The 13,629-nt window shown below is 65.4% G+C and carries 10 protein-coding genes; 6 read left to right on the forward strand and 4 right to left on the reverse strand.

The genetic code is table 11. The features are described 5' to 3' along the window. Nucleotides 1-11 precede the first annotated feature (11 nt). Both Q9293_RS14950 and Q9293_RS14955 read right to left on the reverse strand, forming a co-directional pair. Complete coding sequence (locus Q9293_RS14950; protein WP_306247916.1) at nt 12-1,427, reverse strand: hypothetical protein; 1,416 nt, start codon at nt 1,425-1,427, stop codon at nt 12-14. A gap of 7 nt (nt 1,428-1,434) precedes the next feature. Next, a complete protein-coding gene (locus tag Q9293_RS14955) occupies nt 1,435-3,129 on the reverse strand; it encodes a beta-N-acetylhexosaminidase (protein ID WP_372342165.1) in 1,695 nt (564 codons plus the stop codon). A gap of 208 nt (nt 3,130-3,337) precedes the next feature. Here Q9293_RS14955 and Q9293_RS14960 point away from each other — a divergent pair, with 208 nt between their 5' ends. From Q9293_RS14960 to Q9293_RS14985, 6 genes are all read left to right on the forward strand, one after another. Continuing rightward, entirely contained in the window at nt 3,338-4,522 is a 1,185-nt protein-coding gene (locus Q9293_RS14960) for an ROK family transcriptional regulator (RefSeq protein ID WP_306247920.1), read from the forward strand. A gap of 244 nt (nt 4,523-4,766) precedes the next feature. Beyond that, on the forward strand, nt 4,767-5,480 hold the full coding sequence (locus Q9293_RS14965) for a hypothetical protein (RefSeq protein WP_306247922.1): 714 nt from the start codon (nt 4,767-4,769) through the stop codon (nt 5,478-5,480). A 24-nt stretch (nt 5,481-5,504) separates the two neighbouring features. Then, on the forward strand, nt 5,505-8,774 hold the full coding sequence (locus Q9293_RS14970; RefSeq protein WP_306247924.1) for a TonB-dependent receptor: 3,270 nt from the start codon (nt 5,505-5,507) through the stop codon (nt 8,772-8,774). Between the two features lie 17 nt (nt 8,775-8,791). Next, complete coding sequence (locus Q9293_RS14975; protein WP_306247925.1) at nt 8,792-9,343, forward strand: hypothetical protein; 552 nt, start codon at nt 8,792-8,794, stop codon at nt 9,341-9,343. A gap of 112 nt (nt 9,344-9,455) precedes the next feature. Next, a complete protein-coding gene (locus tag Q9293_RS14980; RefSeq protein WP_306247927.1) occupies nt 9,456-10,328 on the forward strand; it encodes an aldo/keto reductase family oxidoreductase in 873 nt (290 codons plus the stop codon). A gap of 193 nt (nt 10,329-10,521) precedes the next feature. Next, nucleotides 10,522-11,706 (forward strand): ROK family transcriptional regulator, encoded by a 1,185-nt coding sequence (locus Q9293_RS14985; protein ID WP_306247929.1) that lies wholly within the window; start codon nt 10,522-10,524, stop codon nt 11,704-11,706. Between the two features lie 9 nt (nt 11,707-11,715). Here Q9293_RS14985 and Q9293_RS14990 read toward each other — a convergent pair whose 3' ends face one another. Both Q9293_RS14990 and Q9293_RS14995 read right to left on the reverse strand, forming a co-directional pair. Then, entirely contained in the window at nt 11,716-12,843 is a 1,128-nt protein-coding gene (locus Q9293_RS14990; RefSeq protein ID WP_306247930.1) for a hypothetical protein, read from the reverse strand. Continuing rightward, nucleotides 12,840-13,619, reverse strand: a complete 780-nt coding sequence (locus tag Q9293_RS14995; protein ID WP_306247932.1) for a bifunctional 2-polyprenyl-6-hydroxyphenol methylase/3-demethylubiquinol 3-O-methyltransferase UbiG — start codon at nt 13,617-13,619, stop codon at nt 12,840-12,842. Before Q9293_RS14995 ends, Q9293_RS14990 begins: the two co-directional genes overlap by 4 nt. Nucleotides 13,620-13,629: the final 10 nt, after the last annotated feature.

Here is a 13,629-nt window from a genome sequence, read left to right on the forward strand (position 1 = left end):
CAGATCTGCCTTCAGGCGAGGGCCGGAAGGCTGGCGGCGGCCACGGCCTGGCCCACGCGACGGCTCTTTTCGTCGGGCAGGAAGATGGAGATGGCCTTGGCGACCTCCGGGAATTCCGCCGCCAGAATCTCCTTGGCCTTGGCGAGGATGATCTCGCCGCCCTCGCCGGAGGTGACGCGGCCCAGGATCATGGCGTGCTCCATGTCGTAGAACTCGGCATACCAGGGCAGCGTGTAGCCCAGGTAGGTGCCGATGGTCTCGAAGATGGCGCGGGCCGCGGAGTCACCCTTGGCCATGAGGGCCTGCACTTCCTTCAGGCGCTCGGGCAGGCCCATGTCCGCGGGGAAGCTGAGGCCCGCGGGGCCCGCCAGCTTGTCCACGGCCTGCTGGGAGAAGTAGGCGGCGCCCACGCCGGGGTTGCCGGACCAGTCGTCCGTGCCTGCGGTGGGATTGGCGTCCACGGTGCTGAAGGCCAGCTCGTTCAGCCAGCCCGTGATCTTGCCGTTGCGATCGAGGAAGCCCACGGCCTCGCTCGATCCCAGCGCAATGCCCAGGATGCCGTTCTTCTCCAGCGAGAGGCCGCCGGCCAGGGCCGTGACATCGCCATCGTTGATGACTTCGAGGGGCACCTTCCACTCCTCGCGCAGCTTCAGGAAGATGGGGCTCACGTCCTGCAGGAAGCGCTCCTTGGGCACGGCGCGGAAGAGCGAGGCCACCATCACCTGGTTGTCCACCAGGATGCCCGCGGAGGAGCCACCGATGGCGTCCAGGCGCGGCATGTGGGAGGCGGCGAGCTTGAAGCCGTCGTTGATGCACTTGTAGTGGTAGGCGGGGTCAGCTTCGGTCTTGGGCGTCCAGGGAATCTCGGTGCTGAAGACCACTTCGCCATCCACCACCGCGGCCACCTTGTAGTCGCTGGCGCCCAGATCGAAGCCGATGCGGCAGCCCTTCAGGTTGCCGCCCAGGGTCAGGGCTCCCTTCCCAGCAGGGGCGATGTCGGCGGGGTTCTTCACCACCACTTCAAAAGGGCGGTTGAAGGCCTGGCCCATGATCTCCCGCTCGAACTTCCACGGGCCGTCCACGCTGTACTCGGCCACGATGGCGTCGCAGAGCGCCTTGGGGCCGCCCACGGACACGCGCCAGCCACCACACACCCAGAGCAGGCCATTGACCATCCAGGACACGTAGCGAAGGTTGTCCACGTCCCGCCCAGCAGCCAAGGGGAAGACTTTCAATTCGAGCCGGGCCACGCTGCCCGAGTTCTGCTCAAGCCCCACCACCAGGGTTTCGTGGCTGCCGTGGGCGGCCAGGGCCTTGCGGTAGTTCTTCACACCCAGCGCCAGGGGCCGATAGTCGGGATCCAGCGCCAGGGGCTTGGCCAGGGGCACATTGAAGAGACTGCTGGGGAAGGTTTCGTGGTGGAACATGGCTACCTCATTGGGCATGGAGGGTGGTGATGGGTCGGGCATGCAGGTCATAGCCCTTGGGACCGGATAGGGGACGGAAGGTCACATCCAGCGCCTCCAGGCGTCGGAGATCCTCCCGCAGGCGGGGCAGGAACGCCTCCAGGCTGCGGCCTTCCCGAGGGGACCAGAGTACCTCCGCGAGCGCGGCCAGACGTGGCCAAAGCATGTATTCCACATGCCGCGGCGTGGGCTGGTACTCGGTCCAGATCTGGGCCTGGGCGCCAAGGATGTGGTGCCGGGCGGCCTCGTCGAGACCGGCGGGAACCGGTTCATAGGCGTAGACCTGCTCCAGGGTGAGCAACCCACCGATGGTGTAGGGCTCGGGCCCCTTGCTCTGGTAGTGGTCGAAGTAGGTCTGATCGATGGGGGTCGCCACCACGTCATGGCCTTCCCGCGCGGCCTTGGCCACCAGGTCGCCCCGGTTCCAGGCCATGATCGCCGCCTCCCGGTCGATGCCGCCTTCCATGATCTCGTCCCAGCCGATGATGGCCCGTCCCTTGGCGGCCAGATGCAGGACCACCTGCCGAATGAACCAGCTCTGGAGCTTGAGCAGGGCGGGATGGTCTGCAGCTTCGCCCTTTTCATTGCGGTAACCCTGAAGGTCCTCCAGGGTGGCCTTGGCTTCCAGCAGCCCGAGGGCCTTCATCCGCGCCAGGGCCGCCTCGCTCTGAGCCCACTCACCCTTGGGGCATTCGTCCCCGCCAATATGGATGTAGTGGGAGGGGAACAGCGCCACCACCTCGTCCAACACATCCCTGAGAAAGGCCTGAGTCTTGTCGCTCACGTTGAAGGTGCTGGGAAACACGCCAAAGTTGCCAACCACCTCCACCTTCCGCTCGGGGAAGTTGCCCAGGTCGGGATAGGCCGCCACGGCGGCGCTGCTGTGGCCGGGCATCTCGATCTCGGGAACGATGGTGATGAAGCGGTCCGCGGCGTACTGCACGATCTCGCGAACATCCTCCTGGGTATAGAACCCACCGTGCGGCACATTGTCGTAGGGGAGAATCACCTGGTGGTCGTCCCGGTTGGCGTAGGGGATTACGGTGGCCTTGCGCCAGGCACCGACCTCCGTCAGGCGGGGGTATTTCTTGATTTCGAGGCGCCAGCCCTGGTCGTCCGTCAGATGCCAGTGGAAGACATTGAGCTTATGCAGGGCCATCAGATCCAGGTGCTTTTTGATGAAGGCCTTGGGCATGAAGTGGCGGGAGACATCCATATGGTTGCCGCGCCAGGCGAAACGGGGGCTGTCCTCAATGATCTGGGCTGGAACCTGCCAAGCCACCCCCGTCACCCGGGCTTCGCGGAACACCTGGGGCGGAAGCAACTGCCGAAAGGTCTGGAGACCATAGAAGAGACCTGCCGGTTTTGAGGCCTCGATCCGTACCCGCTCAGGCCTGACCTCCAGGCGGTAGCCTTCATCTCCCAGGGCAGACCGGGAGGGATCCAGCACCAGCGCGATGGTTCCCACGTCTTCTTTGGGCACCAGGGCCAGATCCAACCCGGTGGCTGGATGAAGGTACTGCCGCAGTTGCTCGGCCAACCCCTTTGTCTGGTTTCCAGCGCAAATCCGGGTCTGGGCCCCCAGGTTGAAAGTGCCCGCCAAGGGGGTGCGAACCCGGGGTTTCGGAAGAATTTCCTGGGCTTCCAGGTTCGATGCGATCAAAAAAGCGGTTGGAACAATAAAAAATAAACCCTTTATTAACTTTTGCTTGAAAGCAATTAGCCAAAAGTTCCGGAAATTTTTCATCTTCCACCTTTTTTCTTTGACTTGCCTCACCCTGCCTATAAGATGGTTTTCACTTCAAAGTTACCCGATTAATAAGTTCAATGCACTAACAAAGCAGTGAAAAATCTTCGGCGCCCTGAGGCCCATGAAAAAAGCCACGCACCAAGCCACCAAGGAACACAACACGACCCTCGTGTTGAAGACCATCTACCACGACGATCAGATCAGCCGCGCCGACATCGCCCGCACCACCAGCCTCACCCGCACCACCGTCTCCGAAATCGTCACCGAGCTGATCGGAACCGGCCTGGTCAAAGAGACCGGCATCGCCCCCTCCACCATCGGAAAACCCGCCATCTACGTCGATTTCGACGCTCACGCCCGCCAGCTCATCTGTGTCGATCTCAGCGGCGACGAGTTCCAAGGCGCCCTGGTCAATCTCAAGGGCGATGTGCTTCTCCGCCATGCCCTGCCCGTGGAGGGCCGCAAAGGCGAGGCCGCCTTGCAACTGGCCCACCGCCTGGTCGAAGGGCTGTGGGCCGAGGCAACGGTCCCCGTCCTCGGCATCGGCATCGGAACGCCCGGCCCTGTGGATACGGAAAAGGGCATCATCCGCCAGGCCGTGAACCTCGGCTGGACGAACCTGGATCTGCGCGAAAGCCTAGGCGGGCGCTACAACGTGCCCATCCACATCGCCAACGACAGCCACGTGGCTGCCCTGGCGGAATGCGCCTACGGCGGCCACGGGCGCACCCCCAGCCTGGTGCTCATCAAGGTGGGCGAGGGCATCGGCTCGGGCATCGTCCTGAACGGCAACCTCCACACCGGCGATGGCTTCAGTGCCGGTGAGGTGGGACATCTCTGCGTCGTGTGCGAGGGGCGCCCCTGCCGCTGCGGCAACCTCGGCTGCCTCGAAACCGTGGCCAGCACCCCTTCCGTGCTTCAGCTCCTCAAGGAGCAGGCCCAGCGCGACCCCGCTGCGCCCTTGGGCCGGGCCCAGGCCTCCCGGGGGCTTTCCCTCGACCTGCTTCGGGAGGGCTCCGACGGCGGTGATTCGCAGGCCCGTGGCCTGGTGCGCGACCTGGGCACCCACCTGGGTGTCGTGGCCGCCAGCCTCGCCGGCGTGCTCAACGTCCACAAGATCATCCTCTCCGGCATGCCCAGCCTCTTTGGCGAACCTCTGCTGGAGGCCATGCGCGCCGAAATCCGCGCCCGCATCCTCCCCGAACAGGCCATGGAGACCCAGGTCTGCTTCTCCTCCATCGGCTCCGACATCGTCATCCAGGGCGCCTGCGCCCTCGTTCTCCGCAAAGAACTCAACCTTCCATGAGCGTTTTCCCCCCCTCCCTTTCCGGAGGCCCAGCCTCCCCCCACAAAGGAGAAACCATGAAGCTAACCCCCGGTCCAGCGCCCTTGGGTCTGACCGCACGCGCTTTTCGCTGCACCCCGACGCAGGAGGGCCGCGCCCTCCCATGTCCCCCCCCTCGGAGCTCGAACCCCTAGGGTCCTGCCCGAACCGATCCATTTTTATCCTTTCCCTTTTGGGCCTAAGCGCCCGTCGCAAGGAGGAATTCATGAAGGCATTCGCTCATATGAGCCGATGGTTCCTGGTCCTGGGAGCCGCCAGCTCCGTAGGCCTGATGGCCCAGGCTCCGGACAACGGCATTTCCACCGCGTTCAAGCTCCGTGCCGGCTACCAGGTCGCCTCGGCCAAGGATGGCCTCGCCCAGCACCTGATGGGCTTCGGCCTTGAGGCCGGTTTCGGCCTCGGCTCTGGCCGCTTCACCACCGAACTGGGCTACATGATCAAGCCCGGCAACGAGTACCGGGTGGACCCCACCACCATTCCCCACGAGGCCGGCTTCACGCTGGATCCCTCCAATTCCGTGGAATCGCGCAAGAACAAGGTGGATGGCCTCACCCTGCGCCTGGGCTACGAAGGCGCCCTCGATGCCGACTGGAGCTGGCGCGCCGGCATCCAGCTGGGCGGCTCCAAGTTCACCCACCAGGTGATCGGACAGACCGGCTGGCTGGTGGGCACCACCAGCCAAGGCGCGGCCTATTACACCGTGTCGGCCAAGAACGCCCTGGCCCCCAGCCCCTTCGCGGGCATGACCTACAACCTGAGCCCTTCGAGCGCGGTGGAATTCGGCGTGCTGCTGCAGTCCTTCACCGCCCTGGACTACCAGCATGTGGCCGGTTCCACCCCCGCCAACTCCAAGGACCAGATCGTGGAGCGCGGAAGGATGCTGCCCCACTTCGAAGCTGCCTACGTCTTCCGTTTCTAACCAGGTCCTAGGAGCCCTTACATCATGCGAAACTTGACCCGGTTTTCTTCCCTTGCCCTGAGCCTGGCGGTCGGCCCCGTGCTGCTGGCCCAGTCCTCCACGGGTTCCATCGTGGGCGTGGTCAAAGACCACGCCGGCGCACCCCTGGCCAACGCCAAGATCACCTTGGCCTCCCCCGCCCTCTTCGCCCCCCGCGTGGTCGTCACCGACGCCAAGGGCGAGTGGCGGGCCTTCCTGCTTCCCGCCGGCGTCTACCGCCTGACGGCCACCGCCGACGGGTACGTCTCGTCCGGCGCCGATGATGTCCGCGTGGGCCTCGGCAGCGCCCTCCGCCAGGATCTCTCCCTGAAGAAGATCTCGGAAGCCAGCGCGGTCGTCGAAGTCGTCAGCTCCTCCGTGGGCGTCGACAAGAGCGACACCAAGACCTCCGTCAACTTCAATGCCGCGCAGCTGGAAGCCATCCCCACGGGCGCCGGCGGCGACCGCGCCTTCAAGGGCGCCCTCTCCCTCACCCCCGGTGTCGTCACCGAAACCCCCTCCGGCCGCGTCAGCATGCGCGGCAGCACGGTGCAGGGCGTCCAGTACCGCGTGAATGGCGCTGACGTGAAGAACGACTACAGCGGCGAAATGGGCGAGGACGGCAAAGAGCGCTGGGTGGTCGAAGACAACATCGAAGACATCCAGGTGGTGCTCTCCCCCCTGCACGCCCGCTACGGCCGCAACATGGGCGGTCAGGTGAACGTGGTCACCAAGAGCGGCAGCAATGACTTCCGCGGATCTGTGCGCGCGACCTTCAGCCGTGATTCCTGGCGCGCCCTCGGCCCCAACGATGAAGCTGGCAACGCCGCCAACCGCGCCGATCATCTCAACACCGATTACCAGGTCACCCTGGGCGGCCCCATCATCAAGGACCGCCTCTGGTTCAGCCTGGCCACGATTCTCACGCCTTCCTCCTCGGTGCAGAACCAGTTCGGCTGGTTCGGCCCCGCCGGCTGGCAGCGCCCCACCTGGGCTCCCTTCGCCACGGGCAACGCGAACATCGACCACGTGACGGGCGCCTTCAACGGCGGGCACTTCACCGATCCCAACCCGGCGGTGGGCGCTGGCGTTCCCGCCGGCTACACCTACAACCGCGGCGATGGCAACACGCCCTTCAACCAGAACACCAAGAGCAGCTACCTGGAAGCCAAGCTCTCCGGCGCCATCAACCAGGATCACATCGTCGAATTCGCCTTCATGAACGCCAGCGAAGAGAAGACGAACACCGATGCCAATGACGACGTGTGGCACACCACCCGTATCGCCGCTCTGGGCACCCTCAAGACCGACCGCTACAACTACGCCGTGAACTACCGCGGGTCCCTCAGCTCGACCCTGTACCTCGAAGCGATGTACGCCACCAATGGCCGCAACGTGGACCGGCCCAAGGGCGACGAGAAGTACGGCGGCGGCCAGGAGGCCATCTACGCCTACGGCTCAGGCCACCAGGATGTGGTGAATGGCGGCCCCTACCCCAACTGGCGCCACGGCATGCCCTTCGGCGTGTGGAGCGGCCCCGGCACGGTGAAGAGTAAGTCCACCACCTACAACGTGAACCTGAAGTGGCTGGCGGATGACCACCAGTTCGACTTCGGTCTGGATGGTTTCAAGAGCGACTACATGACCGACTCTTATCTGAACCTCACCCAGATCGGAGCCAACAACCGCCAGTTCAACATCGGCGGCCAGTTCTCCAACGCCGCTGGCAACTTCCTCTTCCCGGTCATCAAGTTCACCGGGCTCGGCAACTTCCAGTCCAAGTGGGACGGCTACTTCCCCTGGGATGCGGGCCTCGCTCCCACCATGGTCCAGTACCTCGGGCCCAAGAACGCCCACGTCATCAGCGACAACCAGAGTGTCTACGCCAATGACATGTGGACGCTGAACGCCCACTGGAACGTGATGCTGGGCCTCCGCTTCGACAGCCAGAAGCTGTCCGACGCCACTGGCAAGGACCTGGCCAAGACCACGGACATCAGCCCCCGCCTGCAGGTGCGTTACGACATCCACGGCGACAGCCGCCAGCTCATCACCTTCACGGCCGCCCAGTACACCGGCGACTTCTCCCAGTCCTTCGCGTCGGCCTTCGCCGCCAACGCCCAGTCCAAGGCCGCCTACTACGGCATGACCCACACCAACGGCGGCACGGTGGCCCTCCCCACCCCCGGCGTGGCGGGCGATCCCGTGGCCGGCGTCGACATGTATGGCGTCCGCTTCGTGGATTACGCCACCCTGGTGGACCCACGGAACTACAAGGCCATCTACAAGTTCGCCGACAACTCCACCCAGAACGTGCTGGACGGCAGCATCAAGCCGCCCGTCATCGACGAAGTGTCCCTGGGCTACAACCACGCCTTCACCGACGGCTCCAACGTTCGCTTCACCTACGTGCGGCGCGAATGGAAGCGCCAGTGGGCCATTTCCGAAGACTACGCCGTGGATCAGCAGGTCCTCCTGACGGATCCCACCGGGTCCGGCCTGCCTCCCCTCTACGGTCAGGTTCGCCACTACTTCAACAGCGACGACCTGAAGCGCGAGTACAACGCGCTGGAAACCGAGTTCAACGTCAAGACCAAGGGCATCTGGTCCTGGGGCGGCAGCTGGACCTACAGCCGCCTCACGGGCAACGATGAGGGTGGTGATGACATCGCCTCCAAGTCGGCCCTGCGCGACAACACCCCCAGCCAGTATTTCCTGGACCGTCGCTGGCTCCTGGCCCACGGCGTGCCTGAGTCCTCCTTCGCCCCCTACGGCCGCCTCGGCAACGATGCCACTCACCGCATCCGCCTCTACACCACCGCCACCATTCCCTTCGGCAAGGGCGGAGAGATCAGCTTCTCCTGGATGGGCAGCGGCATCCTCGGCACCCCCTGGGGCGTGTCAAACCAGGTCTCCCTGGGCATGACCAACCTCGGCGCCGATTCCCACGGCGTGGCCTACACCCAGGGCGATGGCCGCCAATACGCCAGCTACATGGGCGGACGTCGGCCCTTCGAGCAGAACGACATCTACCGCGTCGACTTCCGCATGGCCTTCAAGGTGCCACTCTCTCTCTGGCGCGTGAACCTTTTCGGCGATGTCATGGTCAACAACTTCTTCAACACCATCCGTCAGGGCCAGTACGTCCAGAACGTCAGTGGCAGCGCCGCTGGCATCGCGAGTGCCGGTGCGGACATGGGCAATCCCAACTGGACCGACAACCGCATGTGGACCCAGCCCCGCTCCGTCACCGCCAGCCTTGGCCTGCGTTTCTAAGATCGAGAGGTTAACCCATGAATCGACTGATCTCATCCACATTCCTGGCCCTGGCACTGCTCGCGGGGACCTCGGCCTTCGCGCAGGAACAGGGCGGCTCCGTTGGAGCGGCCTACCTGGGCGACTACCAGAACCAGACCTGGGGCCTGGGCCTCGATCTCGCCTACACGGGCAAGATGGATAGCGCCGACCTGCCCTACCGCGTCAGCCTGGGCTACCTGAAGTTCCTCGCCGACATCGACCCGGCCACCAAGTCCCGCCTGGCCGACATCCAGGTCGCTGGCGACGTCTTCCTCACGAAGCCCAACAGCAAGCTGGGCGCCTTCGTGGGCCTCAGCGCCAACAACTGGACGGTGTCCTCGGATGCCTCCAATGCCGGCAGCAAGGGCGTCAAGCTGGGCTTCCGGGCCGGCGTGGAGTACAACTTCAGCCCCTCCGCCGCCGTCACCGCGATGTACCAGCTCACCGAGATGGGCACCGACGGCCAGTTCAAGAACAAGGAGGCCCTCACGGGCAGCCGTGGCATCAATCCCTCCTGGATCCAGGTGGGCGTCCGCTTCCACTTCTAGGAAGCCATGCATTGGAAAAGGGCCCGAGCCATCGGGCCCTTTTTTTGTTCCCTGGAAGCCGCCAGGATGGTGGCTCTGGCTCGCGTCATTCCTCCCATGCGAAAGGGCCCCCATGAACGGCCACGACACCTCACTCATCCAGGGCCTCTGGCGCATCGGCGCGTGGGGCCTCAGTTCCACCGAGCTGGCCCGCCTGGTGGAGGGCTGCCTCGACCTGGGCATCGACACCTTCGATCTCGCCGACATCTACCATGGCTACCAGTGCGAGGCCCTGTTCGGCGAAGCGCTGAAGGCGGCCCCTTCCCTGAAAGCCCGCATCCGGGTGATCTCCAAGTGCGGCATCGCCCTCGTCAAACCCGCGCGCCCACACCACCGCGTGCAGCACTACAACACCAGCCACGCCCACATCGTGGCTTCGGTGGAGCAGTCCCTGGCGGCCATGGGTCTTGAGCAGCTGGACCTGCTGCTCATCCATCGCCCAGACCCCCTGATGGATGCCGATGAGGTCGCCCGGGCCTTCGGTGACCTCCACCGTGCGGGCAAGGTGGCGGCCTTCGGCGTCTCCAATTTCCTGCCCCACCAGTTCGAACTGCTGCAAAGCCGCCTGGAGCAGCCCCTGGCCACCAATCAGGTGGAGGTATCCCTGCTGCGCACGGATTCGCTCTTCGACGGAACCCTCGACCAGGCCCAGCGGCTGCGCGTCCGGCCCCAGGCCTGGTCCCCCCTGGGGGGCGGACGGTTGAGCCGGGAACCTGTGGAAAGCGCCCTGGGCCAAGCCCTGGCTCAGGTGGGGCGCGAACTGGATGCCACCCCCGAACAGCTGGCCCTCGCCTGGCTGCTGCACCATCCGGCAGGCATCCAGCCTGTGCTCGGTTCGGGAAAATTGGAGCGCATTCGCGTCATGGCCCGGGCCCGGGATCTCAACCTGGATCGCCAGCAGTGGTTCCAGCTGCTGGAGGCGGCCCGGGGCTTTCCCGTGCCCTGAACCCGCTCGGCCTTCTGAACGATCTGGCAATCTGGCGCAGAGAATGGCCTGCGAGAAGGTTCTTCGCGAGGATTTGGGCTCGACGTGAAGACCGGCTCTTGCTCGACTGGAAGGGCCCGCTCTGGTTCGAGGGCCCTGCTGGCCTCTGCCTCGCCCCCCCTGCGAAGCCCCAGTGGCACGTTCCCGGATGCCCATGAAAAAAGCCACGCACCAAGCCACCAAGGAACACAACACGACCCTCGTGTTGAAGACCATCTACCACGACGATCAGATCAGCCGCGCCGACATCGCCCGCACCACCAGCCTCACCCGCACCACCGTCTCCGAAATCGTCACCGAGCTGATCGGAACCGGCCTGGTCAAAGAGACCGGCATCGCCCCCTCCACCATCGGAAAACCCGCCATCTACGTCGATTTCGACGCTCACGCCCGCCAGCTCATCTGTGTCGATCTCAGCGGCGACGAGTTCCAAGGCGCCCTGGTCAATCTCAAGGGCGATGTCCTCCTGCGCCACGCCCTGCCCGTGGGCGAGCGCAAAGGCGAGGCCGCCTTGCAACTGGCCCATCGCCTCATCGAAGGGCTCTGGGCCCAAACCTCCGCACCCATCCTCGGCATCGGCATCGGCACCCCCGGTCCCGTGGACACGGAGAAGGGCATCATCCGCCAGGCCGTGAACCTGGGCTGGGCCAACCTGGATCTGCGCGAGAACCTCGCCGGGCGCTACAACGTGCCCATCCACATCGCCAACGACAGCCACGTGGCTGCCCTGGCGGAATGCGCCTACGGCGGCCACGGGCGCACCCCCAGCCTGGTGCTCATCAAGGTGGGCGAGGGCATCGGCTCAGGCATCGTCCTGAACGGCAATCTCCACACCGGCGATGGCTTCAGCGCCGGTGAGGTGGGGCACCTCTGCGTCGTTCGGGGGGGCGCCCCCTGCACCTGTGGGAACCTGGGCTGCCTGGAAACCGTGGCCAGCACCCCTTCCGTGCTGGCGTTCCTCCGCGAAACGGCCCTGCACACACCAGAGACGCCCCTGGGCCGGGCCCTGGCTTCCCGCGAGGCCACCCTCGACCTCCTGCGCGCATTCAATGACGGCGGCGATCCCCAGGCACGGGCCCTGGTGAGGAATCTGGGCGCCCATCTGGGCGTCGTGGCTGCAAGCCTCGCCGGGGTGCTCAACGTCCATAAAATCGTCCTCTCCGGCATGCCCAGCCTCTTTGGTGAACCCCTCCTTGAGGCCATGCGCGCCGAAATCCGCGCCCGCATCCTCCCCGAACAGGCCATGGAGACCCAGGTCTGCTTCTCCTCCATCGGCTCCGACATCGTCATCCAGGGCGCCTGCGCCCTCGTTCTCCGCAAAGAACTCAACCTTCCTTGAGGCGGCGCGCTACTGCAGCGTCGAATTGACGATTTCCAGCTTGGAACTGGCATCCATGGACAGGCCGGGCTTGGCGTACCAGGAGCCGCCGATGTTCTTGCGGAGCACGGAATCCTCGAGGTGCACCCGGCCTGTGCCATTGTTGCTCACGAAGAAGATGGCGGAGCCGAAGGCGTTCACCTGGTTCTGCTCGATGAGGCTGCCATAGAGCGCCAGCGTCATGGTGTTGCCGTCGTTGTAGATGGCACCGCCGCTGCCGCCGCCGGGCGTGCCTGCGGTGGCGGGGTTGCCGCCATTGCCCAGGGCGCGGTTGTAGGAGAACAGGCTGTTGTAGATGGACCAGGACACGCCGATGCTGCTGAGGGCGCCGCCATTGGCGCCGCGATTGCCATAGCCATCGGCCCCGCCGAAGGTGCTGTGCACCACGTAGACGGGAAGCCCCTGGTACTGCTGGAAGACTCGGAGGGCACCGCCGCCCACATCGGGCCCAAGACTGGCGCACACATTGTTGAAGAAGCGGCAGTTGATGACCTTGAAGCGCCCCCCGCTGGCGTAGATGGCCCCGCCCCCTCCGCCCTCACCCGCATTGCTTTCATTCGAGGCGTTGCCATCCACGAAGGTGAGGTTCTGCACCGTAAGCTGCGGGTGTTCCTGGTTGTCGCAGTGGCTCGTGGTCCACACCTGGTTCTGATCGCAGGTGTTCATGTAGAGGATGCGCGTGGTGCCGCCGCCGCTGAGCGTCACCAGACCGCCCCCATCGATCACCACGTCGGGCTTGTCGTTGAAGACTTTCGCCGGGCGGCTGAGGGTGAGGGTGAACGGCTTCGCCCCGCCGTTGAAGGTGATCTTCCCGCCCTGCGCCACCGCGGCGATGAAGGCCTCGGCCGTGCAGCTCTCCGGGGTGCCCGTGCCGATCACATGGTCGGGGTGCGACACATCGGCCACCAGGCCTTCCGGGGGCACCAGGGCCTTCCCATCCGGGTTACCGGCAGGAGGGCCACTGAGCGGGACCGTGGGCGGATAGGCCGGAACCGTTCCGCCGCCACCGGCGGAAGGACCCGAGCCCTTCCCCCCTCCGCAGGCAAGGAGGAGCGCAAAGGTGGACGCCAGCGCGGGGAGAAGCGCGCGTTGCCTCATGATGGCGACCTCCGTTCCATCCACAGTACCAGGTCGGACGCCATGGGACTCCAGGCCTCACCGGTCATGGAGCCGAAGGCCTCCCGCACCTGCAGCCCAGTGCCCTCGGCCAGCGCCTCCAGTTCGGCGCGGCGCCAACCGCGCAGATTCACCGTTTCGGCAGCGATCAATGCCAGGGGATCAGCCGTTCCGGGGCGGTAGCTCAGCCGCGCGGGGGTGAAGGTGATCCGTCCCTGGCCGTGGTGGGTCATGAGACGCAGGAAGACCGTGTCCTCCGCTTCGTGTGCGCCGGGGCGCAGCAGCACGGGGAACGTCCTTTCACCCCGATCGAGGATGCGGTCGTAGTTCAACAGCTGAAGCAGGAAAGGCGCACCGGGCAGCAGACAGCGGGCCAGCCCCGAGAAGAAGGCGCGGACTTCGGCCTCTTCGCAGAGGTGCGGCAGGGTGTTCCCCAGGCAGAGGGCGCCGCCTTGGCCAGGTTCCACCACACCCTCCAACTCCACGAGTCCCGCTTCGACGTAGTGGCCCGCGGGATCGGCCTCCCGGGCCGCCTGCACCTGGCTGGCCGAGGCATCCACGCCGGTGACCTCGAAGCCCAGCGACTGCGGGAAGCGGCTGTGCTCGCCGCTGCCGCAGCCCAGGTCGAGGATGCGCTTCGAGGGCGCACTTCCCAGCACGCGCTGAAGCAGGGGCGCCTCGCGCTGCAGGCGCTCCGGCCAGGCGATGAGCCCCCGGTAGTCCAGCCGTCCATAGGAGTCGGAAGTTTCCTTGCCCATGGCCTGAGTC

It is taken from the genome of Geothrix sp. PMB-07 (assembly GCF_030758935.1).
Classification (GTDB): Bacteria; Acidobacteriota; Holophagae; order Holophagales; family Holophagaceae; genus Geothrix.